The organism is Spirosoma lacussanchae, assembly GCF_005870035.1.
In the GTDB taxonomy this organism is placed as follows: Bacteria; Bacteroidota; Bacteroidia; order Cytophagales; family Spirosomataceae; genus Spirosoma; species Spirosoma lacussanchae.
In genome coordinates, this window is sequence record NZ_SWJG01000001.1 from 2038005 (window position 1) to 2060978 (window position 22974).

Here is a 22974-nt window from a genome sequence, read left to right on the forward strand (position 1 = left end):
GGGCTTTTTAGTGGGCTAGAGCACCGGTTGTGCATTGCCAATGAATTCTTCGAGGGTTGTTCGATTCTTGTTTTTCAGTTTCATCTCCAAACTCAACGCTTCATTACGGGTAGCAAACGGTTGGGTGAACTTAACCTCCCAGGGTTTACCATTGGCCGTGGCCGGGTTCGTTTTGGCATTGTGCTGCCACAGGCTAATGCGTAAATCTTTCGTCTGACCAATAAAGTATTGGTCCGTTGAGGGGCTGTAGATAATATAAACTGTATGCATAGTATGTAGGGACTGTTACCAAAGCTACGGCATTGTTCACGGAAAACAAACACTACCTGACTGAATGGAGGATTTATTGGACGGGGAGAATTTTTTTGCGGTTAGAGTTGACACGACCTGATTTTTTTCCGATGTTTGCACCCACAAAAACGCCCGGGGGATTAGCTCAGTTGGCTAGAGCGCTACAATGGCATTGTAGAGGCCATCGGTTCGAATCCGATATTCTCCACCCTTGGAAAACAAAAAAACCACTCATAACGAGTGGTTTTTTTGTTTGATATGATTTGCTGCGCTTAGCCTTCAATCATTTCGGCGTCGGACAGGATGTAGTTCAGTTCGTAAATGTTATCAGCGTTCAGCTTCAGCGTGCCCCGGAACGTACGACGCTCATCGGTTTTGAATTTTTTACCCGCTTTTTTGAACTTCAGCGATACGACAGACTCTGGACCTGCGCCCCCGCAGAAGAAACAGGCACTGAACGGAAAGGCTGACAGCACGTAGGTATTCGTTTCCAGATCGACCGGCAGTACGTAGCCAGTCAGCTCGACGGCTTTCCCATTGAGCTTCTGAATACCCGCCCCAAACGTCGGATATAACATGTAAACCGATTCTTCGGCGTACCACTTTTTCTTGAAGGTTACGTCACGAAGGGCCTCCCACGATAGTTTGACCGGCTCGGCCGTCGGGGCAGCCGAAACAGGGGTCGGGAGAGCGGGCAACAGCGGACGAAAAGCCGTGGCTGTCAGAGAAACGACGAATAATGCGATGAGTAGCCGATGCATAGTGTTGGGCACTTATTGATAAGGATTACGGTAAAATTACGTAAAAAGATTACTTTTACTGATTCAATTTGTTCGTTCAGGCCTTATTGTGTCCGATTTACTCAACGATAACACAAAAGATAGCGCGGCAATTCCCGTACGGTTCACCAGACTGTACATGACCCTGCTGATCACGCTGGCCGTTCTGCTCACCGCAGGGCAGGGCCTGACGCAGTGGCGACTCCATGCCTTCCAGAATGAGCTCTGGATAATTCGCTATACCGCCCTCCAACGTCATCAGAGTCAGCAGATTGTCAAACAGGCGCTCCAGCTAAGCCGGATTAGTCAGCCCGTCAGCTTCGCCCGAAAAGTGGCCGAGATTCAGCAGGTTTTTGTCAAATTTGAACAGTACCATCTGGAAGGCCGCGAAGGAAAAGTTGTTGACCGGGATGTATCTGTCCCTAATTCCGAGACAGTTCGAAAGCTATACAAAGAAATTCGGCCCGAGTTCGAAGCGTACCAGCGCAGCGTTCGGCAACTGATTACCCTCCGCGAGCCCGACGACCTCAAACGACCTGATGCACAGGCCAGCCTAAATCTGCTCCTGGCCAATGAAAAGCCATTTCTGGAGGAGATCGACGGAATTGTGCGTGTCTATACCACTGAACTGCGGTCAAAACTGGCCTGGCTGCAGGCGGTTGAGCTCTACCTGTACATCTTTACGGTAGTGGTGCTGATCGGGATAGGAGGACTGATTTTCAGACCGGCAGCCCGGCGCCTTCGCCAAACTTTTATGCAGCTGGTCGAGGCTCAGAACCAGACCACAGCCGCCAACCGAAAGCTGATCAGTGCGAACAAATCGCTGAAAGAAACCCGGCAGAAGCTTTACGAAGCCACCAAACTGCAATACCAGCAACGAATCCACGAACAACAGATCAGAACCTCAGGGCTTATTGCCGGCCAGGAAGAAGAGCGTAAACGACTGTCGCGCGATTTACACGATGGGCTGGGGCAGATGCTGACGGCCATCAAGCTGCAGCTCGAAGGTCTCGAGGCCAGCCTGAACCGGCTGAACGGGGCAGAGAGTTCGGGCAAGGCGCCCTACAGCAAGAACCTGCGCACACTTAAGACCCTCGTTACCCAAACCATCCAGGAAACCCGCACCATTTCCAACAATCTGATGCCGAGCGTACTCAGCGACTTCGGCATTGCACCTGCCATCAAAATGCTGGCCGAACACGACCGGAGCGAAGCCGTAGACGTCACGTTCGTTACCAATCTGACGCCCAGCATGCCCCGGCTGGATCGTAATCTGGAGATCACCCTGTACCGTATTACGCAGGAAGCTATCAGCAACGCCATCCGACATGCTTCGCCAACTCAGGTCAGAATTGAACTGCTTGAACGGGAAAACGTTTTATACTTAACGGTGGCCGATAACGGTCGGGGATTCCGGGTGGCTGGTCTGGGGGCTGTTACCGAAAACGGGAACGAACCCGCAGAAACCAGCTTGCAACCTGCTAGTAAAAAAAGGACTCCTTCTCAGGGAATTCATAACATGCAGGAGCGGGTCAACCTGCTCAATGGAAAATTTAAAATTCACTCAACACCAGGGAAAGGGACCAAAGTACAGGTCAGTATCCCCTATAAAACGCAACCTGCGCACTATGACAATTACTAAATTGATGCTTGTTGATGATCATTCCATTGTTCGCGATGGAATCCGGTTACTCCTTGAACAGGCCGAAGGGCTGGAGATTATCGACGAAGCCAATGACGGCGAAGAAGCACTGGATAAGCTCAAAGCTCATCTGGCCGAAGAGAATGGTAAAGCGCAATTACCAGATATCATTCTGATGGATATCTCGCTGCCGGGCATGTCAGGTATCCAGACAACACAGGTGATCAGCAAACACTATAAGCAGGTACGGGTGCTGATGCTGTCTATGCATAATAACGAAGATTATATCTTGCGCTCGGTAGAAGCCGGGGCGTATGGTTATATCCTGAAAGACTCGTCGTCTGATGAAATGATTAAAGCCATCAGGACCATTGCCTCAGGCGAGAAATATTACAGTTCGCCCGTAGCATCGATTATTTTGAGCGGCTATATGCAGCAGCTGAAAAAAAGCGAGAAAAATAGCCGGGTTGAGCGCCAGTCGAAATTGTCGAACAAGGAGAAAGAGATTCTACACTATCTCATCGATGGAATGAGCAGCCGCGAAATTGCCGAGAAACTACAACTCAGCGTTCGGACTGTCGATAATCACCGGGCTAATATGATGCGTCGGCTCCAGGTGCGTAATGCTGCCGAGCTGGTCCGGATGGCTGTTGAGGAGAAATTGATCTGATGATACATAATCCTGAAAGGTCTCCAAAAAAGACCTTTCAGGTATGAACGAACTCTACAAAACTTTTCTACGTTTGCCCTGTGAAACCGGTCCAAAGCCGGTTTTATCCTTTTTGGATTAATATATTAACTTGATAGGATTTATTAACTAAAACCCCGTTAACTTATGTCACTTCGCTTAGGAGACATTGCCCCTGATTTTGAGGCTGATACAACCCAGGGCCGAGTTCGCTTTCACGAATGGCTCGGCACATCTTGGGGCATGCTGTTCTCACACCCGGCTGATTTCACGCCCGTTTGCACCACGGAACTGGGCCGGACGGCTTTGCTTAAAGATGAGTTTGGCCAGCGTAACGTCAAGGTGATTGCTGTATCGGTCGATGATCTCGATTCGCACAACCGCTGGACTCCCGATATTAAAGACGTTACTGGATCAGAAGTGAATTTCCCGATCATTGCCGATGCCGACCGCACCGTTGCTACGCTCTATGACATGATCCATCCGAATGCCAGTGAGAAGGCGACCGTTCGCTCAGTATTCGTAATCGGACCGGATAAGAAAATAAAACTGACGTTGACCTACCCGGCTTCTACCGGCCGTAATTTTAACGAACTGTTACGGGTTATCGACTCGCTGCAACTAACCGCCGACTATCAGGTAGCGACTCCTGCCGACTGGCAAGATGGTGAGGATGTGATTGTTACCCCCGCCGTAGCTAATGATCAGCTGGACGCTAAATTTCCCAAAGGGGTAACGTTTGTGAAGCCCTATCTGCGTACTACCCCGCAGCCAAATAAGTAATTGGTAGTGTCTGTTCAGGGGGCGGTTAGTTGATTTGCCGGTGGCAAACAGGCTGATTACCCCCTGAACAATATGCCCGGCTACCGGTTAGGAATTTTGTAGCAACCAAACTAACATCAACGTTATGGCAAAGAGAAATTTGAATCCGCAACATGATGAGGGACCAGTAGCTGAGGCCATTGAACAACAGACCGCCAAGTTGCCGTCTGACCTGTTTCTGTGGGGTGGCCTGGGGGCCCTGGCAGCCGCAGCGGCTGTTTACGCCAGTGGCAAACGGCATGAAGCGCTGCTGGTTGGGCAGTGGGCGGCTCCTATTCTTATCTTGGGTCTCTATAATAAAGTGGTTAAACTGGAAGGCAGCGATTAGATCAAGTATGCCCTTCATCCTGTAGCCCGGACGTTCCCGTTCGGGCTACATTCGTTTTAAAGCCGTAATTTGCGGGCTCTAAGTTTTTGAATGGCATGAAGTCCCGCGTTCTGGGTAAGATAATTTTAAGACGTTATGGTTTTTGGATAGCCGCCTGCCTGATTTTACTGGTTGCTGGCTGGTGGTTCCGGTCGCGACAGAAAGCCCAAATGGACTGGCGGCATGTATCCGCCTTTGGTATTCGGCTTCCTATGCGTTTCGGTATTCACGGTATCGATGTATCGCGGCACAATGACCGAATCAACTGGAAGCGGGTTCGGGCTATGGAGGCCGAGGGAGTGCGGCTCCAGTTTGTGTTTATCAAAGCCACAGAAGGCGCTACTTTGAGCGATAAGCAGTTTGCCAAAAACTGGCGGGAAGCCAGAAAGTCGAACCTGCGCCGGGGGGCCTACCACTTCTATCATCCCACCCGCGACCCTATCAAGCAGGCAAATAACTTCATCCGGACGGTTGAGCTGGGCGAAGGCGATTTCGTACCGGTCGTTGATTTTGAAGTCACAAACGGGCAGTCAGACATCGTCATCATTGACGGGTTACGGCAGTGGCTCGAAGCCATTGAAGACCATTATAACGTTCGCCCCATGATCTACACCAACGGCAATTTGTACCGGCGGTACATCAAAGGCAACTTCAACGATTATCCCCTCTGGATTGCGGATTATTCAACCACGCACCTCCGGCAATACGATGCTGATCATCTTTATCTGTGGCAGCACAGCCAGAGCGGCTGGGTACAGGGTATTCGCGGTCGGGTCGACTTTAACGTGTTCGTGATGGACGAAGACCGGCTCAGCGATATTTGCCTATGAGTTGCTGCGTCAGGCCGTAGCGTTCAGGATAGCCGTGGTCGGTAACTAACTTTGCCAGATTTCCCAGGCTTTTTCAGCCTGTAGTTCCAGCATACGCAGTCCATTATGGGTAGCGCAACCGCGCTCGCGTCCCAGCTTCATAAATAATGTTTCAGCCGGATTATAGACCAGGTCATAAAACAGATGCCAGCTGGTAATTTGCCCATATGGCAGACTGGGGGCTTCGTCCGTATGCGGATAGGTACCGACGGGCGAGCAATTAATGATAAGCCGGTAATTATGGATGAAGGTTGGCAACTCGTCGTAAGTAATCGTCTCGGGCGATTTATGACGGGAAACGAGCCGGTAGGCAATCTTTAGATCGGTCAGGGCCGCCGTTATGGCTTTGGATGCGCCACCGGTCCCCAGCACGAGCGCCTGGCCGTTATAGGACAGCAGGCTGATACCCAGTTCATAGAACCAGTTGCTGAGTGAGGTCTTGAAGCCGTAGTAATCGGAATTATAGCCCGTGCGTGAGCCATCCTGTTCAAGCCTGATCACATTAACCGCCCCTACTTTTCGGGCCGACGCATCGAGCCGGTCCAGGTAGGGGAGTACGGCCTGTTTGTGAGGGATGGTTACGTTCAGGCCGCGGAGATCCGGAGTTTGTAATACGTCGGTCAGTCCGTCAATTGCCGGAAGCTCGAACAGATCGTAGCGGCTGTCGGCGATGCCCTCGCGGGCGAATTTCTCGGTAAAATACCGTTGGGAAAACGAGTGGGTAAGCGGGTACCCGATGAGACCGTAACGAGGCATGAGAGGAGGGGTTTTATCATGGTGTTTTGGATAAAGGGCAAAAGCACCGATAAAACCCCTGTTACTCACCCTTTGCGTAAACGCTTCTTGGCAAACTCAACAACGATTGGCATGATCGAGAGACCAACAATACCGAAAACAACCAGCTCGAAGTTCTTTTGAACAATCGGAAAATTTCCAAAGAAAAAGCCCAGTAGCGTAATGCTGAATACCCACAAAATGGCGCCCACGATACAGAAACGGATGTAGGTGCCGTAGTTCATGCTGCCCGCGCCGGCAACGAAGGGGGCAATGGTGCGCACAATCGGGATAAACCGGGCAATGATGACCGTGCGGCCACCGTATTTCGCATAGAATTTCTCGGTTTCGGAGATGTATTCGCGTTTGAAGAACAGGATCCGCTCGCGGGATTTGATCCGGTTGCCCAGAAACTTGCCTACAAAGTAGTTGACGTTATCACCCAGGAGAGCCGCAACAATTAGCAGCGGAATGATCACCCAGACACTTAATTCGTTCGTGTCTCGTGCGGCCAGAGCACCCGCAGCAAAAAGCAGCGAATCGCCCGGCAGGAGAGGCATCACGATCAGACCCGTTTCGGTGAAGACAATCAGGAATAGAATGGCATACAGCAGTATCCCGTATTCATTAGCCCACAAGTCGAGGTACCGATCCAGGTGAAGCAGGAAATCCAGAAGTGATTTGATGAGTTCCATAAGTGGAGTTTTCGGCCTGCAGGGTCAGAGATACTATGACCGCGCCCGGCGATTCAATCCTGTAAACAGGGTCTTATTTGTCAAGAAAGTGGGAAAAGGTGTCGCCCCGAAGTCCTAGCCGGATCGTTTCGAGCGGAATGACCTCGTGGGGAGCTATGTTGCCTAGGTTAACGTTAGCTCCCAGTAATTTGACAAACCAGACCTGCTGCTCTTTCTGGGGGGCTTCCCACAGAATGCTCTCGAACGGAATCTGGGTAAGAATTTCTTCGACCAGCCCCTGCCGAACTTCACCGCTCGACCGGAAAAGACCAACGGTTCCTCCTTCGCGGGCCTCGCCGATCACTTTCCAGGCGCCGGCCGCCAGTTCTGCTTTCATCAGCTGGATCCACTTATAAGGTGGAATGATCTTAGCTTCATCTTTGGAACCCACCTCCGACAGAACCGTTACCTGGGTGGCGAGCTGGCGGATGTAGTTGCACTTATCGTCCTGCTCCATCTCAATCGATCCGTCCGACACTTCGGCGTACTGCATGTCATATTTGTCGAGCAGTTTCCGGTAGTCGTCGAACTGGTTGCGTACCACAAAGGCTTCGAACAGCGTACCACCGAAGTATACGGGCAGGCCGGCAGAGCGGTAAATTGCCAGTTTTTCCTTAAGATGAGGGGTAACGAAAGAAGTAGCCCAGCCTAGTTTGATAATGTCAGCGTAGTCGGCGGAAGTGGACAGAAAGTCTTCTACTTCGCGTAGACTCAACCCCTTGTCCATAACCATTGTCAGCCCACTATTGCGTGGTTTGGCGGTACGGTCGGGAAGTTGCGTAAGCGTATAGTTCATTCGGTTCAATTGAATAGGCATCTGTAAAATCGCCCAAAAGTAGCATAACTCGTCTATTACTCCCAAGAAAGTCCATAATTAATCGAGCCAGATAAGCGTTTCGCTTGGTTTAGTGCTATTTTTGCCGGATATGGACAATCCAGCTAACCCACGTCTTGATTTATTTCGCTCCATGATCGGGCGCGACATGCGGGCCAGTATTTCGCCATTTGGTCGCTGGCTCAACGGAATCATCCGATCCGCCGAAGCAGGACAGCTTACGGCTGAGTATACCATCCGGGAAGATATGACCAACCCGGCGGGTGTACTACATGGCGGAGCGGCTGCCGGCATATTGGACGACCTGATCGGCGCAACCGTGTTTACGCTAGGACGCGAATATGCTTATACGTCGGTCAATCTGAACGTCGATTTTCTGCATGCGGCCCGGTTGGGCGATACGGTAACGGCCACGGCTCAGGTACTGCGGGCGGGCAAAAACATTATTCACTGCGAAGGCCGCATTGTGGCGACCGATGGGAAGGTAATTGCCAAATGTGCTACTAATCTTATTCAAACCTCAGTGAAGCCAGGTATTTAGCCCGGTATTTGTTTGTGACTGTGCTGAAAATAAATTACTTTTGCACCCTAATTTCCAATTTACACACAGATCATGTACGCAATCGTAGAGATCGCAGGGCAGCAATTCAAGATCCAGAAGGGTCGTTCCATCTATACCCACCGGTTAGAGGGCGATGTGGACGCTGCGCTTGCCTCCGACCAGGTGAAAATTCTTCTGGTTGACAACGAAGGTAGCATCACCATTGGTGCACCCACTGTCGCCGGCGCGACGGTATCCGCCAAAATCGTCGAGCATTTGAAGGGCGAAAAAGTTATCGTCTTCAAAAAGAAGCGTCGCAAAGGCTACAAAAAGAAAAACGGCCACCGTCAGTACCTGACCAAGGTCATGATTGAAGACATCACTATTTAAGGTACTGCGTTTTCAGGTCCGGTTACCCGAGGGTAAACTTCCGGCTAGCCAAAGTCTGAAAATACCAAACTCCAGGAAAAATGGCACACAAGAAAGGTGTAGGTAGTTCCAAAAACGGCCGCGATTCGCACAGCAAACGCTTGGGTGTGAAACTGTTCGGTGGCCAGTCGGCTATTGCCGGCAACATCATCGTTCGTCAGCGCGGTACAAAACATCATCCGGGTAAAAACGTAGGTCTGGGCAAAGACTATACGCTTTTCGCCCTCGTCGATGGTACTGTTAAGTTCCGTCCCGGCCGCGATAGCCGTTCGTACGTTGACATCGTTCCAGCCGGTCCGTCGGTTGTTGAAACAGCACCGGTTGCTGCTGAATAAGTCGCGTTTATCGATGAAACTGAACCCGTCTGGCTCTGGTCAGGCGGGTTTTTTTACGGGCAAAAACTAAAAAAACGCCCTGGCTGTTAGCCATGCAGCGCCAGCCACCTGAATGACTGGCGCTGCATGGCTAACCAGACTATAAACCAGATAAGATATGAATCCTGCACTGAACCGCCCTGTCTCCATTTTCACGGAAGGAAGCCCGAACCCGAACTCGATGAAGTTCGTAGTCAATTTTGAACTTGTGCCGGCCGGGCTGTCGTTCGACTATGCCACCCCCGCCGAAGCGGTCGTTGATGGCAAACATTCGCCCCTGGCCGTCGCTTTGTTTGGGTTTGACTTTGTACGTCGGGTGTTCATTTCGGCTAATTTTATTACGGTAACCAAAGATGAAGAGACCGATTGGGACGAGGTGATGTTTGAAGTGAAGCTGTTCCTGAAAGAGTACTTCAGCGAACAGAAACCCGTGTTTGCCCAGCGCACAATGGATACCAACTCGGCCAAGCTTGACATGGACTCCGAAACGGTTCAGAAGATCAAAGCCGTATTGGATCAGTATATCAAACCGGCAGTCGAATCGGATGGGGGAGCTATCAATTTTTATTCGTTCGACGAGCCCAGCGGTACCGTAAAAGTGCAGCTACAGGGCTCATGCAGCGGGTGCCCGTCGTCAACGCTGACCCTGAAAGCAGGTATCGAAAATCTGCTGACCCGTCTGGTGCCGGAAGTGAAATTGGTGGAGGCAGAAGGCGTATAACCAGAGCCAGCCGCCCCGCGGATTCATATACCTTGGTTTGATACCAGGTATTATTCGTTGGGTGATACTTCGATTTCCACTTACTCGATAAAACTGACACAAGCCGAACAGCCCTCAGTAATTCGCGTTTACTTTGCATGACAGTTTTCCATTCAACCTGCCACTGCATGAAGTTTTCGCTGATGCTGGGGGCGTTTTTTGTAACGTCCACAGCCAGTTTTGCCCAGAATATGCTGGGTATATCGACCAGCCGCCAAGGTGGTACCAATCGGCTGTATATCAACCCGGCTCTGGCAGCCGATGTACAAAACCGGGTATACCTGAACGGGTTCGTTGCCAACCTGCACGTCGATAATAATTACGTTCGCTATCAGGCTCCATTCTCGCTACTCGGGCTGATAACCGGCACCGTACCCGATCAGTACCGGCGACCTGATGGATCAGTGCGCTTCGAGTCTGACTATACCAGCGAGAATCTGGACGGTCGACCTAAGAATGGCACGCTATGGGGCGAAGTGCGAGGGCCTTCGCTGTTAGTGAAAACCAATGAAGGCAGTGCTTTTGCCGTAACTACCCGTTTTCGGGCCATCGGGCAGTTGACGGGCGCATCGCAGTCGCTGCTCTCCGCAATTCGGGCGGGGCTGGAAGACGGAGCCTTGTATGGCATACCGAGCAGCAATAACCAGTTTAGTGTAAACACGAGCACCTATTCGGAGGTTGGGCTTACTTATGCCGGTACGTTACTCGAAGCCGACGGCCGACGGTTGTTGCTGGGAGCTACGGCCAAAGTGCTGCTGGGGTATAATGCCCAGAGCCTCATTAACCGGGGGCTCGATTACCGTGTCATCGCCGATCCTGATCAGCCCAACAGCGCTATTCTGGAAGTAAATCGACTCGATGCCACGCTTAGCTACACAACTTTTTTGCAGAACCGCACGCTTACGCCCAGTACCCTGCTGAGTCCATCGTCTCCAGGCCGCGGGTTCGGTCTCGATCTGGGGTTAACCTATATTAGCCAGTACGATGCCGACAGTCCGGCCTGGCAGATTGGACTAGCCCTAACCGACATCGGCAGCATACGTTACAAAGGCGAGCAATACGATTATGCGTCGGTGCAGCAGCAGCCCGTGCAGTTTAGAAGCAGCGATTTTAACAACACAGCCGGTACGCTGCAGATTGCGCGGATCATTCAGGATAAATTCAACACGGGCCGTAGCCCGGACCAGAATCAGTTCCGTACGGGATTGCCCACCTCACTCAACCTAACCTGGGATTACCAGAGCCCACTGGGCGCCGGGCTGAACATAACGTATTTTCAGGATGTCCGGTCTGCCGGTGCGCAGTCGGTACACCAGCCTTCGCTGCTGGCAATTACACCCCGCTATGACACCCGTCTGGTGAGTGTGGCGCTGCCGATGCTCTATCTCAACCGGGGGCTGATGGTCGGCGCATCGCTGCGGGTTGGCCCTGCCTGGCTGGGGACTGACAATTTTCTGGGGCTGGTCGGGAACGGATCGAACGGAATCCGACCCCGGGGCCTCGACGTCTACGGTGGGATTGCCTTTGGCATTGGCCGAACCGACGAAGACTGAAACCCATCCTGGTTGACTAGTTTGCCTAGAATTGCGTAAATTTGATCAAATAGCGATGTTTTAACGCCATTTGATGGGTCACGCATGACCGAGCGAGCCACATTTTTCGATACGCCCCTTCTCTACCTCAAAGGCTTAGGCCCGCAGCGCACAGAACTCCTCAACAAAGAGTTGAATCTGTTTACCTACGGTGATCTGATCCAGTACTACCCCTTTCGGTACGATGACCGGTCGCGTTATTATACCATTAGTGAACTGATGGACTCGATGCCGTCGGCGCAGGTACGGGGTCGGCTTCGCGACTGGTACCTGGAGGGGGAGGGCCCCAAAAAACGGCTGGTGGCCAATTTTACTGATGGTACCGGTAGCATGACCCTAGTGTGGTTTCAGGGGATTACATACATCGAAAAGACACTCCGGCGCAATGGCGAGTACATTGCATACGGAAAACCGCAGTCATTCAGCGGGCAGTTCAGTATTGTACACCCCGAACTCGACAATCTGGCTACGGGCGGTGAACACGAAGCTGGATTTTTTCCGGTCTATAACCTTACCGATAAACTACGGAAGCGGCACATTGACAGTAAGCTGATCGGGAAAATGATGCGGATTCTGCTGGAACAGGCCTGGCCGCATATCCATGAAACCCTACCCGAAGAGCTGATTCAGAAATACCGGCTCATCGGCAAGCGGGAAGCGCTTTGGAATATTCACCTGCCTCAGAACCAGGGCTGGCTCAAACAGGCCCAACGACGGCTCAAGTTCGAGGAGTTATTCTACAATCAACTGCGGCTGATTAAAAATAAGCTGATTCAGAAAGAAGAATTTCCCGGTCAGATTTTCAGGGACACTTCGCTGATGAAGCATTTCTACAATGAACTCTTACCGTTCGAACTGACCGGGGCGCAGCAGCGGGTAATTCGGGAGATCTACGCTGATTTTCTGACCGGTAAACAGATGAACCGGCTTTTACAGGGCGATGTAGGAAGCGGCAAAACTATTGTAGCGTTCATTGCCTGCCTGATGGCCATAGGGAATGGAGCCCAGGCCTGCCTGATGGCTCCCACCGAGATTCTGGCTGACCAGCACTACAACGGGCTAAAGCCCTTTGCCGACGCTATGGGCCTCAATATTGGTATACTAACGGGTTCAACGAATAAAAAACGGCGCGCTGTGCTGCACCAGGAGTTGCAGTCGGGGCAGATGCATATTCTAGTCGGGACTCATGCCCTCCTCGAAGACGTTGTTCAGTACAAAAATCTGGGACTGTGTATTATTGATGAGCAGCACCGCTTTGGGGTGGCCCAGCGGGCTAAACTCTGGCGGAAGAACGAAACCGTACCCCCGCATATTCTGGTCATGACGGCCACGCCCATTCCGCGTACGCTGGCCATGACGTTATACGGTAACCTCGACGTCTCGGTGATCGACGAGCTGCCCAAAGGACGTAAACCGATAAAAACCGTTCATAAATTTGATAAGCACCGCGCCGAGGTATTCGGCTTCATGCGTCAGCAACTGGAACTGGGCCGGCAGGTGTACGTGGTTTATCCGCTGATCGAAGAATCGGAAAAGCTGGACTACAAAGACCTCATGGACGGGTTCGAGAGTATGCAGCGGGCTTTTCCCCGGCCAACCTATGAGATCGGCATTCTGCACGGCAAGATGCTACCGTACGAGAAAGACGACGAGATGAAGCGGTTTCTGAATCGCGAAACTCAGATCATGGTAGCCACCACGGTTATTGAAGTAGGGGTAAACGTGCCGAACGCCAGCGTTATGGTCATCGAAAGTGCCGAGCGGTTTGGGCTTTCGCAGCTGCACCAGTTGCGCGGACGGGTTGGGCGCGGTGCCGATCAGTCATACTGTATCATGATGACCGGCTACAAACTCAGCACCGACACCCGAACCCGATTGGAAACCATGGTGCGGACCAACAACGGTTTCGAAATCGCGGATGTGGACCTGCAACTACGTGGCCCCGGCGACCTGACCGGTACGCAGCAAAGCGGGGTGATGGATCTGATGATTGCCGATCTGGCCAAAGATGGGGCTATCCTGGCCGTTGCCCGGGAGTCGGCGCAGGCTATTCTGCAGGACGATCCGGAGCTGGTATTGCCGCAGCATGCGCCTATACGGAATCATATCGAAAGCCTCCGCAAGACGGAGAGCAATTGGGGGCGCATTTCCTGATAGTACACTGACTCGCCTAAAAAAAGCCCAACCAGACGTTCTGGTTGGGCTTTTTGCAGAAAGTAACGTTTACCAGCCTGTGTTCTGCTTCACACCGCTATTCGTGTTGACTTCAACGAAGGGCAGGGGCAGCAGCCGGAATTTATCACCCGAGACCGTACGCCCGGCGTATTTCTGAATCAGCTCATTGGTTTTGCTGAAGCGACGGGCGTGGTTGAAGGCCCAGCCTTCGCCGGCAAATTCCTTCATCCACTCGTTGAAAATAGCCTCCCGCAGCGCATCTTTCGACAGACCTGCCAGCGGAGCCAGACCGGCCCGCGCCCGAACCGCGTTGATGCCCATATAAGCATCGCCTGTGGCGCCGGCATTGACCGCTTCAGAATGAGCCAGGTAGGCATCGGCCAGCCGCAGCAGCACGAAGTTCTTCTCGGTCCTGTTCCAGCCGCCCGTGTTGTACTCGATGAACTTGTTGAAAATGACGTTATTATACGACCGCTCCGGGCTGCCTTGAGCCACGAATGGCGACCGGGCCGTAGGGCTGTAGCGAACGACCTGACCATTGGCGTTCTTCGATCGATACTGGGTCATGAAGGTGGCCGGAATCCGTTTGTCCGTCGCGTCGAACGACTCGCGGAAGGGGATAGCCCCTACAATCCAGGCATCGGCCCAGCCAGCTGCCGTTACATTGTCGCCGGGAGTAAGTGCGGTCGGATCGCCACCGTCCCAGTCAGAGGGGGTAAAGTGCGCGTGCATGTTGTTATACAACGCACCGGCTGTGGCCAGGAAACTCTGCTGAATTTCAAACAGGCGTTCTCCCTTGTTCTTATTAGCAACATCAAAATTGTTGGCAAAGTCAGTAAACAGCTTCAGGCCGCTCTGGTCAATTACCTCCTTGGCTTTATCGGCCGCGAGCTGGTAGTTCTTGTTTTCCAGATACACCTTCGCCAGCAGCGTCTTAGCCGCCCAGCGGGTGGGTTTGCCCGATCCGTCGGCGGTAGTAGTCAGATCGGCTTCGGCGGCCTTGAGGTCGGCAATCATCAGGTCGAGCGCTTTCTGCTTACCGCCTTCGTTCGACTGATAAGAGCCCAGTTCGGTTGTTGGCTTATCCAGCACCGGAATGTTCTCAAAAAAGACAAACAGCTGGTAGTAATAAAACGCCCGTAGAAACTTGGCCTCGGCCAGTACCGCTTTGCGTTCAGCGTCGGTCATGTTTGCCCCAGGCGCTCGTTCAATTACCGCGTTGGTGCGGTTAATGCCCCGGTAATTTTGAGCCCAGTACGTGCCGATGTAATCATCGGAGGGAGCATAGCCACCCTGTTTGTAATACTGGGGGCCTTTCTCGTATCCGGTTTGAATGCCGAGTGCGCAGTCAAATACCGAGCGGTTGTAATAGGTATTGAACCACTCGTTGTTCAGTTCGCGATAGGCCGCATTCAGCGCCGACCGGATGTCGCTGGTATTGCGGTAAAAACTTGACGGGCTGACAAAGTCGGGCTGTTCGGTCAGGTCTTTGCAACCAAACTCGGTAAGCGCCAGACCACCGGTCAGGGCTGTCATGAGCAAAATTCGGGATGTAATACGATTCATGGTCATGTCTGTTTATGAAATCTGGTTATAAGCCAATTTGCAGACCCAGGGTGAGCGTACGTGGACGTGGGTAGGCATCGTAGTCGTCGCCCCGGTTCAGGCTGCTCTGGCCCTGGTTGTTGACTTCGGGATCGAAGCCGCGGTACTTGGTAATCAGGAATACGTTCTGGCCGCTTACGTAAATGCGGGCATTGCGAATCGATTTGATCTGCGGCAGCCGGTAGCCCAGCGAGATATTCTGCAGGCGGATGAACGAGCCATCTTCAATGAAGAAATCGGACCGGCGGTAGTAGTTGGCAAAGTCGCGGGTGGCGTCAATAACCGGGCGGGTTGCGTTCGGGTTCTCAGGCGTCCAGGATGTTGTCAGGATGTCGTAAGCCTGGTTATAGTTACCAACGCCATCGGCCATCTCAGACTGCTGCAGGTTCCGGACTTTGTTACCCTGGGTGCCGCGCAGGAACAGGTTCAGGTCGAACGCACCATAAGTCAGGTTCGTGTTGAAACCCCAGATCATTTTTGGGTTCGGGTTGCCCAGGTAGGTCCGGTCGGCCTGCGTGATGGTACCGTCGCCGTTGACGTCCTGATAGCGCGGATAGCCGGGCTTATCGCCAACGATACTTGGGCTGCTGGCAATCTCCTGGGTGCTCTGGAACAGACCAATGTAGTGGTAACCATACCACGAGCCGATGGCCAGACCGGGTGCAACGTAGCTGCCATCAACACCTAAGTGGCCACTGGGGCTACCCGCATAGAAGGGCGCGCTGGGTCCTATGTCAAGAATTTTATTGTCGACAAAAGATACGTTGGCCGTAGCATCCCAGCGCAGCTTCCGATTATTGATAATGACGCCGTTCAGCGCCAGTTCAAATCCGGTGTTTCTGAGCGAGCCCGCATTCTGGAATGAGGTGCTGAAACCCGTACTGGTTGGCAGGGCTACATCGAGCAGCAGGTCGGTGGTTTTGTTGTAGAAGTAATCGGCCGTTACGTTGAGCCGGTTGCTGAACAGACCCAGGTCAAGACCTACGTTGAACATTGCCGTTGTTTCCCACTTCAGGTTGGGGTTAGCCACGCGTGACTCGGCCAGACCTGGCAGCAGCCCCGAGCCACCCAGGTAGTTCGTGGTGCTCAACGCAGCCAGTGAGCGGTAGGTCGGAATGTTCGAGTTTCCCGTAATACCGTAGCTGGCCCGCAGTTTGGCTTCGCTGACGGCTTTGATGTCCTGCATGAAGGATTCGTCTTTGATCCGCCAGCCCAGGGCTACCGATGGGAAGTTAGCCCATTTGTTGTTTTCGCCAAACCGGCTCGAACCGTCACGGCGCAGAGTCAGTGTAAACAGGTAGCGACCCAGCAGGTTGTAGTTTACCCGGGCCAGGAACGACTTCAGCGCCCAGGTATCGCGGTACGAGTACGGAATCTGGGGCCGGAGACCATCCTGCAGGCGGGCTGTCTGGAAGTTATCGACCGTAAAGCCCTGCGTAGAGGTACCGAAACGCTGGTTATTGTCGGTCTGATAAGTATAGCCGACCAGCGCGTCGATAGTCTGATTTTCGCCCAGCTGCCGGTTATAGGACAGGATGTTCTCATTGAGGAAGTTCAGCACATACCGCGACTCTTTGCCCAGTGAACCACCCGAATTGCGACCGTCGACGGTTTGCAGGTTATAGAACGTTGTCCGGTTGGTGTTGACCACGTCGAAACCAATGCTGGAGCGGAGCGATAACCCTTTGGCCAGCTCAGCCTGCACGTAGTTGTTTGACAGAATACGGTTCTGAACGTCGCCATCAACCGGTTCCAGCACCTGAGCCAGCGGGTTCGTCAGGAAACGGCCATCGTAAGAAACGAGGTCGTAGCCGCCACTCGCGTTATACACCGGACCCAGGGGCGATTGGCCGAGGGCGGTGATAATGGCCGACCCACCCGGGCCGCCCCGGTCAGTGGCTACGGCGTTTGATCCCGACCGGGAAAACGTAGTGCTCGTACCGACGCGCATCTTGTCGTTCAGAAAGCGCGAATCGACGTTCAGGCGTAGGCTATACCGTTCGAAATAGGAGTTTTTCACCACCCCATCGTTCCGGAAATAGCCACCTGCCACGGCAAACTGCGTTTTTTCGTTACCGCCGGACAGCGTCAGGTTGTGATTGGCGATGGAACCGGCACGGGTGATTTCGTTCATCCAGTTGGTACCTTCGCCGTACTGCTCCGGATTGGGGTAAGGAATCGTCTGGTTCCGCGACAGGGCCCGCAGGTTCTGATAGCGGGCGTAGTCGGCCGCGTTCAGCACTTTTACCTCCCGGGCAATGCTTTGTACGGATTGCGACCCGTCATAATCGATTCGGGTTGAACCGGCTTTACCCCGTTTCGTCGTAATCAGTACGACCCCGTTAGCTCCCCGTGATCCATAGATAGAGGTGGCCGAAGCGTCTTTCAGAATCTCGACCGACTCGATATCGGACGGGTTAATTGAAGCCAGGGCGTTGGTCGGCTGTCGGTTACCCCCGGCGCTCAGCGCACCATTGTCGGGGTAGATCGGAAATCCGTCGATGACGTAGAGCGGCTCGGAGCCGGCATTGATGGAGTTTGCACCCCGGATACGAACCGTTACCCCACCACCCGGTGCGCCCGATGCCTGGGTAACGTTGATCCCCGTAGCGCGAGCTGACAGGGCCTGATCGACCGAGGCTATCGGAAACGCTTTGAGTTCTTTGCTACCGACTGAAGCGACCGAACCGGTCAAGTCACTTTTCTTTACGGTACCGTAGCCAATCACGATCACCTCGCTGAGCGCTTTGGTGTCGTTCTGGAGCGTTACGGTCAGGGTCGACCGGTTGTTGACCGGCACTTCCTGACTCAGGTAACCAATGTACGAAAAAACCAGCGTACCCCGGCCATCAGGAATCGTGAGCGAAAAACGTCCTTCGGCATTTGTAGTGGTTCCCTGAGAGGTGCCCTTAAGCAGAATGTTTACACCGGGTAGTGCGTTACCCTGATCATCGTTGACCTGGCCGGATACCGTAACGGCAACCTGCCGGTTAATGCTTGGCGTATCGGCCAACCCTACCGCTGGTAGCATAACAAAGGTGCTACTCAGTAACATGCCGCCAGTCACCCAGCAGCGATGTATAGTGTTCTTCATAAAAGAGTTATTTTGGTACTACACACGTAAAGGTGAATAAGGAATTATTATAATGGTGAGTGTGATATAATATAAAGAAAAATTTTAAATATTCGCTTTAACCCTAACATAATCAATACGGTACGAACTGTTAAGTAGTAATACTAATTAGCCAGTCTGTCTCACTGAGTAATTTAATTTTACCCTAAATACTTCGCCAGTATAGATACCAGAGGTAAACGTAAGTCAGAAAAAGAGCCAGTCTGGTCTAATTTAGGGGCTATCAGGTTGTCAGGCACATTCAGATCATGGTAGCTTGTTTTTTTCGCCCGTTTTTGTCTGGGCTGGTCGTAGAACTGCCTACCGGCCCGCAGAGATAAGGCTGTTAACCCAATTGTGTCAGGAATTTACTCAAAGCTGACATAGCTTCCTGGGTGTGGGACGGACCTTTGACTCGACCAAAGCGGATAGTCCGCCAGTCGATACCTACCAACCGGTTTCTATTCCATGAAAACGCAACTCCGCTCCGCCACCCGTTTACTGCTCAGTGTAATCGCTCTCACAACGCTGCTCCAGCTTGCCGGTTGTCAGGCACCCGATGTTGAACCGCAAGTAAACCAACCCGTTCAGACCAATGCTACTCGGTCGATGCCCAAACCCGCGGCCGTAGAAATAGACAGTGTTAGTAACAATTTACCTTATATAGAGCCACAGCAATAAGTACCAAACGGCATCATTCACCCCTGTCTGACCAGCTGGTAGGAGACGAGTCTGCATGTTTGGCCGGGCCAGATACCCTGCCCAGTTGATGATTTTGCCAATGAGGCCTGGTTAAACACGAAATCCCCGCCAACCAAAGCGCCGGGGATTATAGTAGGTATTTGTCACAAAACCCCGGTACTGAATTACCTTTGGCTGGTAAAACCTGGGCCGGGATTTGTCAGACCCGGCCCGCTCTGTGAGCCTGGCTATGCACACGATTTTTTCGGTTGTTGAGAATGGGTTGATTACCAGCGATCGGTACGGCACTGATACCGGCGACGAGATACAGGTATTGCCCGACTCCGCCTTTCAGGCGCTTCGACAACTGGCGTTTAGTGATAACGAGACGGATCTGCTGTTGACCCTGACCGTTAAAAAAGGGCAGGAGTACGTTCGCTTTAGAAATTACATTGGTCTGCTGGGACTGGCCGACGGTACACAACTGGAAATTTTGCCCAAAATCGGGGCGCCAGCCGAGTCACGAACTACACTGCTGAGGATGCTACGCCACCTCCGCAACAGTCCGTTTCGAACTTTGCCCAACGCCCGAACGGGGCCTTCGCGGTTACCGCTCTGGGAAGTGTTCATTGCCGCTTTCCTGGATGCTCTGGTTCCGCTGATGCGGCAGGGAATACAGCAGGCGTATGTATCGGTCGAGGCCAGCGAACGATTCTGGAAGGGGAAGTTTCAGGCCACCCGTCAGCAACGCGACCATGCTCACCACGCCGAACGGCTGGCGGTCTGTTACGATGCGCTGACGATCAATATTCCCCCGAACCGGATTCTCAAATCGGCGCTGCTGTTTCTGAATGAGCGCTCTGCCAACGCAACGAACCGGCAGCGTCTCGGGCAGATGCTCCATGCACTGGCCGACGTACCAGCGTCCGACTCGGTTGTTGCCGACAGGATCGCCAGCCGCCGGACCAACCGGTTGTTTGCGCGGTACGAACCCGCGCTGCGCTGGGCGGTAGCGCTGCTTGGCCATCGGGCTTTTGGGGTTCGTCAGGGCGCTGTTACCGAACAGTCGCTGCTGTTTCCGATGGAGCGCGTTTTTGAAGATTACGTCGCCTACGGCATGCGAACCTACTGGCCAGATGAAGGCGTCGTATCGGTGCAGGAGTCATCGGCGCATCTGGTCGATGAACACGTCGGCTCTCCCAAATTCAAATTGCGCCCCGATATTCTGATTCGGCAGCATGGGCGGACGCTGCTGCTGGATACGAAATGGAAATTCGTGAACGGTCAGGAGCCAGGGCAGGGTAACTACGGCATCGAGCAAGCGGATCTGTACCAGCTCTTTGCGTACGGGAAAAAGTACGCAGCCGACGATCTGTTTTTGATCTACCCGACCAACGAGACATTCCGGCAACCCCTGGCGCGGTTTGGCTATGACGCATCAACCCGCCTGCATGTGATCCCTTTCGATCCGTCGCAACCGCTGGCATCAGAAGTAGAAAAACTGGCGAAATACGCTTTATCCTGACAAAACCTGCCGCTCATGCCCCTTATCCTTACGTTTATCGGTATCCTGGCCCTTGTTTTCCTGATTGCCGTTGTCAACCTCGATACGTTCATTTCCTTCGTTCTGGTTTCATTGGGCATAGGGCTGGCATCGGGGATGAGTATTGCGGCCGTGGGCAAATCGATACAGACTGGCATCGGAGGCACCCTGGGCGACCTGGTTCTGATCATTGGTTTCGGGGCTATGCTGGGGCGTCTGGTGGCCGAAAGCGGAGCGGCCCGGCGCATTACCAACGTGCTGATTGGCTGGTTCGGCATTAAAAATATCCGCTGGGGGCTGGCACTGGCAGGTTTTATTATCGGCATTCCGTTGTTTTACAATGCCGGCTTTATCATTGTCGTTCCGCTTATCTTTACCATTGCGGCTTCATCGGGGTTGCCCTTGCTGACGGTGGCCATACCAATGCTGTCGGCGCTGTCAGTGGCTCATGGGTACCTGCCTCCACACCCCTCACCGGCGGCTATTGCGGGTCAGCTAAACGCCAATATTGGCCGTACCCTGCTCTACGGTATTATCGTGGCAACGCCCGCCATCGTTATTGCGGGGCCTATATTTGGCAAAACGCTGGGCCGTTTTCAGCCCAAACCCGACCGGCAGCTGTTCAACATTCGGGAAGTACCCGTTACTAATCTGCCGGGGGCCGGTATCAGCTTTTTTGTGGCTCTGCTGCCGGTCGTGATACTAACGCTTTTCGGTCCGCTCAAAGGGATGCTTACCGAAGGAACGGTGCTGCACGGCATCGTGGCGCTGATGGCCGAGCCCTACATAGGCATGCTGGTTTCGGTTCTGGTTGCCGTCTACGCGCTGGGGCTCCGGCCCGACGAAACCGGTAAGCGGCCCACCATGAAAGCGGTCATGAAAGATCTCGAAGAAGCCATCAAGGCGGCATCTCCCATATTGCTGGTTATTGCCGGAGCGGGGGCGCTGAAGCAGATTTTCAACGACTCCGGTACAAGCCTGTACATCGGTGCCCAACTGGCCGGGATCAATATGTCTCCATTGTTGCTGGGTTGGGGCATGGCGGCCGTAATCCGCGTTTGTGTAGGTTCGGCCACGGTAGCGGGTCTGACAACGGTCGGCATTATTCTGCCCCTGATTCAGTCGCAGCACGTCAATCCCGAGCTAATGGTATTGGCTATCGGGTCAGGAAGCCTGATGCTGTCGCACATCAACGACCCTGGTTTCTGGCTCTTTAAAGAATATTTCAACCTTAGCATCAACGATACCCTCCGCACCTGGAGTGTGATGGAATCGCTGGTTTCGATCATCGGCCTGCTCGGCGTTTTGGCGCTTAACCTGGTGGTATAAGCAGCCGGCAGAAAAAAAGTTGTTTCTCCTTACAATATAAATACCCCGCGCTGCGACTACCCCTGTAGAGCAGCCTGGGCCGGATTGAGCGGAACAGCCCGATCCATTCGGTATCATAAGCCAGCCGTGTCCGGTTGCTCTGAACAAATCACTAAATCAGACAACGACATGAGAATTTGGCGAGTAGCAGGCGTAGTCCTCTTGGCCGGGATGGCCCTTTTTTTACTATCTCTTCTGATTAAGCTCCTGCTGGTAGCTGCGGCTGCTTTCCTGGTGGTACGGGTAGTAGGTGGCTTAATAGCGAGTCAGTTTACTCATTCGGCCGAGCGGGTAGGCTGGCATTCCCCCACTATCATATCCATCGATAATTCAGCCTATCGCTCGCCCATGAGCCGGGTCGCGTATGACCGGGTAATCCCGATTCACTAATCGGACCATCGCAGACAGTACAGTGTAAACACAAGACTAAAACACACAACCATGTATCATAAACACGCATTTCAATCAGATTATAAAGGCCGTTGCGGAGGCTGGGGCCGCAGTAAGTTTAACGAATCCTGGGGACGGGGGCGGTTCAGTAGCTTTGGCTGGCGCCCAGGCAGCAGTCAGCCGCCCGTTAACATCGAAGAAACCGACGACGCGTTCGTTATATCGCTCTACGCGGCTGGTCTGAAAAAAGAGAGCGTTGCGCTGACGGTGAAAGAAGATGTGTTGCAGATCAGCTATCCCGGTAGCGGTGCTGACAATGCCGAATCCGGTTATACCTACCAGGAGTACCGACAGGGCGCTTTCGAACGGTCATTTCGATTAAATGGCAAGGTGCTGACAGAGGCCATTTCGGCCTCGTATGCCGATGGTATCCTGAAGGTGACGCTGCCCAAAAATCCAGAAACGAACCAGCCCGCCCAGACGATTACGGTGGGTTAATGCTCTAAGCTGTCTCGCTAGGGGCCAGACCGCAGCTGCGGTCTGGCCCTTCTGTTATAGATCAGGACGTGTTGCTGGCAGAATAGCAGAAGCGCGAACGATAAC

At 53.0% G+C, this 22974-nt stretch carries 22 protein-coding genes and 1 tRNA gene; 16 read left to right on the forward strand and 7 right to left on the reverse strand.

The features are described from left to right. Positions 1 to 15: 15 nt before the first annotated feature. The gene (locus FBR45_RS08445; RefSeq protein WP_077919902.1) at positions 16 to 270 is read right to left on the reverse strand and encodes a GIY-YIG nuclease family protein; all 255 of its coding nucleotides are present in this window, start codon (positions 268 to 270) and stop codon (positions 16 to 18) included. Positions 271 to 425: 155 nt separating this feature from the next. Between FBR45_RS08445 and FBR45_RS08450 the strand changes: the two genes are divergently transcribed. Next, a tRNA-Ala gene (locus FBR45_RS08450) sits at positions 426 to 499 on the forward strand. Positions 500 to 563: 64 nt separating this feature from the next. Here the strand turns inward: FBR45_RS08450 and FBR45_RS08455 are convergent. Next, a complete protein-coding gene (locus FBR45_RS08455; RefSeq protein WP_138501095.1) occupies positions 564 to 1052 on the reverse strand; it encodes a DUF3299 domain-containing protein in 489 nt (162 codons plus the stop codon). 157 nt (positions 1053 to 1209) lie between these two features. Here FBR45_RS08455 and FBR45_RS08460 point away from each other — a divergent pair, with 157 nt between their 5' ends. The 5 genes from FBR45_RS08460 to FBR45_RS08480 all read left to right on the forward strand — a co-directional run bounded on the left by FBR45_RS08460 (position 1210) and on the right by FBR45_RS08480 (position 5419). Further along, positions 1210 to 2712, forward strand: a complete 1503-nt coding sequence (locus FBR45_RS08460; RefSeq protein WP_246082154.1) for a sensor histidine kinase — start codon at positions 1210 to 1212, stop codon at positions 2710 to 2712. Between the two features lie 4 nt (positions 2713 to 2716). Beyond that, the gene (locus FBR45_RS08465; RefSeq protein WP_138502029.1) at positions 2717 to 3382 is read left to right on the forward strand and encodes a response regulator transcription factor; all 666 of its coding nucleotides are present in this window, start codon (positions 2717 to 2719) and stop codon (positions 3380 to 3382) included. A 165-nt stretch (positions 3383 to 3547) separates the two neighbouring features. Continuing rightward, entirely contained in the window at positions 3548 to 4183 is a 636-nt protein-coding gene (locus tag FBR45_RS08470) for a peroxiredoxin (RefSeq protein ID WP_138501099.1), read from the forward strand. Positions 4184 to 4307: 124 nt separating this feature from the next. Beyond that, complete coding sequence (locus FBR45_RS08475) at positions 4308 to 4550, forward strand: hypothetical protein (protein ID WP_077919897.1); 243 nt, start codon at positions 4308 to 4310, stop codon at positions 4548 to 4550. Between the two features lie 251 nt (positions 4551 to 4801). After that, positions 4802 to 5419: a glycoside hydrolase family 25 protein gene (locus FBR45_RS08480; protein WP_246082155.1), complete on the forward strand. Its 618-nt coding sequence runs from the start codon at positions 4802 to 4804 to the stop codon at positions 5417 to 5419. 45 nt (positions 5420 to 5464) lie between these two features. Here the strand turns inward: FBR45_RS08480 and FBR45_RS08485 are convergent, their stop codons facing one another. From FBR45_RS08485 to FBR45_RS08495, 3 genes are all read right to left on the reverse strand, one after another. Then, positions 5465 to 6214, reverse strand: a complete 750-nt coding sequence (locus FBR45_RS08485; RefSeq protein ID WP_138501101.1) for a shikimate dehydrogenase family protein — start codon at positions 6212 to 6214, stop codon at positions 5465 to 5467. 65 nt (positions 6215 to 6279) lie between these two features. Continuing rightward, positions 6280 to 6927 (reverse strand): DedA family protein, encoded by a 648-nt coding sequence (locus FBR45_RS08490; RefSeq protein ID WP_138501103.1) that lies wholly within the window; start codon positions 6925 to 6927, stop codon positions 6280 to 6282. A 73-nt stretch (positions 6928 to 7000) separates the two neighbouring features. Next, positions 7001 to 7762 (reverse strand): phosphosulfolactate synthase, encoded by a 762-nt coding sequence (locus tag FBR45_RS08495; RefSeq protein WP_138501105.1) that lies wholly within the window; start codon positions 7760 to 7762, stop codon positions 7001 to 7003. A 130-nt stretch (positions 7763 to 7892) separates the two neighbouring features. Here FBR45_RS08495 and FBR45_RS08500 point away from each other — a divergent pair, with 130 nt between their 5' ends. The 6 genes from FBR45_RS08500 (at position 7893) to recG (ending at position 13651) form a co-directional block, all read left to right on the forward strand. Further along, on the forward strand, positions 7893 to 8342 hold the full coding sequence (locus FBR45_RS08500) for a PaaI family thioesterase (protein ID WP_138501107.1): 450 nt from the start codon (positions 7893 to 7895) through the stop codon (positions 8340 to 8342). Positions 8343 to 8414: 72 nt separating this feature from the next. After that, positions 8415 to 8732 carry a 50S ribosomal protein L21 gene (gene rplU, locus FBR45_RS08505; protein WP_077919893.1) on the forward strand — a complete coding sequence of 106 codons (318 nt, stop codon included), beginning with the start codon at positions 8415 to 8417 and terminating at the stop codon, positions 8730 to 8732. Positions 8733 to 8812: 80 nt separating this feature from the next. Next, positions 8813 to 9106 (forward strand): 50S ribosomal protein L27, encoded by a 294-nt coding sequence (rpmA, locus tag FBR45_RS08510; protein ID WP_077919892.1) that lies wholly within the window; start codon positions 8813 to 8815, stop codon positions 9104 to 9106. A gap of 157 nt (positions 9107 to 9263) precedes the next feature. Beyond that, a complete protein-coding gene (locus FBR45_RS08515) occupies positions 9264 to 9866 on the forward strand; it encodes a NifU family protein (RefSeq protein ID WP_077919891.1) in 603 nt (200 codons plus the stop codon). Between the two features lie 167 nt (positions 9867 to 10033). Further along, complete coding sequence (locus tag FBR45_RS08520) at positions 10034 to 11458, forward strand: DUF5723 family protein (RefSeq protein ID WP_138501109.1); 1425 nt, start codon at positions 10034 to 10036, stop codon at positions 11456 to 11458. An 84-nt stretch (positions 11459 to 11542) separates the two neighbouring features. After that, positions 11543 to 13651, forward strand: coding sequence for an ATP-dependent DNA helicase RecG (recG, locus tag FBR45_RS08525; protein ID WP_138501111.1), 2109 nt, complete (start codon positions 11543 to 11545; stop codon positions 13649 to 13651). 69 nt (positions 13652 to 13720) lie between these two features. Here recG and FBR45_RS08530 read toward each other — a convergent pair whose 3' ends face one another. After that, positions 13721 to 15238, reverse strand: coding sequence for a RagB/SusD family nutrient uptake outer membrane protein (locus FBR45_RS08530; RefSeq protein WP_171044855.1), 1518 nt, complete (start codon positions 15236 to 15238; stop codon positions 13721 to 13723). Positions 15239 to 15263: 25 nt separating this feature from the next. Next, positions 15264 to 18371, reverse strand: coding sequence for a SusC/RagA family TonB-linked outer membrane protein (locus FBR45_RS08535; RefSeq protein ID WP_138501115.1), 3108 nt, complete (start codon positions 18369 to 18371; stop codon positions 15264 to 15266). Between the two features lie 949 nt (positions 18372 to 19320). Here FBR45_RS08535 and FBR45_RS08540 point away from each other — a divergent pair. The 4 genes from FBR45_RS08540 (at position 19321) to FBR45_RS08555 (ending at position 22869) form a co-directional block, all read left to right on the forward strand. Further along, complete coding sequence (locus tag FBR45_RS08540; protein WP_138501117.1) at positions 19321 to 20595, forward strand: McrC family protein; 1275 nt, start codon at positions 19321 to 19323, stop codon at positions 20593 to 20595. Between the two features lie 15 nt (positions 20596 to 20610). Further along, entirely contained in the window at positions 20611 to 21942 is a 1332-nt protein-coding gene (locus FBR45_RS08545; RefSeq protein ID WP_138501119.1) for a gluconate:H+ symporter, read from the forward strand. Positions 21943 to 22110: 168 nt separating this feature from the next. Continuing rightward, complete coding sequence (locus FBR45_RS08550) at positions 22111 to 22371, forward strand: hypothetical protein (protein ID WP_138501121.1); 261 nt, start codon at positions 22111 to 22113, stop codon at positions 22369 to 22371. Positions 22372 to 22422: 51 nt separating this feature from the next. Beyond that, on the forward strand, positions 22423 to 22869 hold the full coding sequence (locus FBR45_RS08555) for an Hsp20/alpha crystallin family protein (RefSeq protein WP_138501123.1): 447 nt from the start codon (positions 22423 to 22425) through the stop codon (positions 22867 to 22869). Positions 22870 to 22974: the final 105 nt, after the last annotated feature.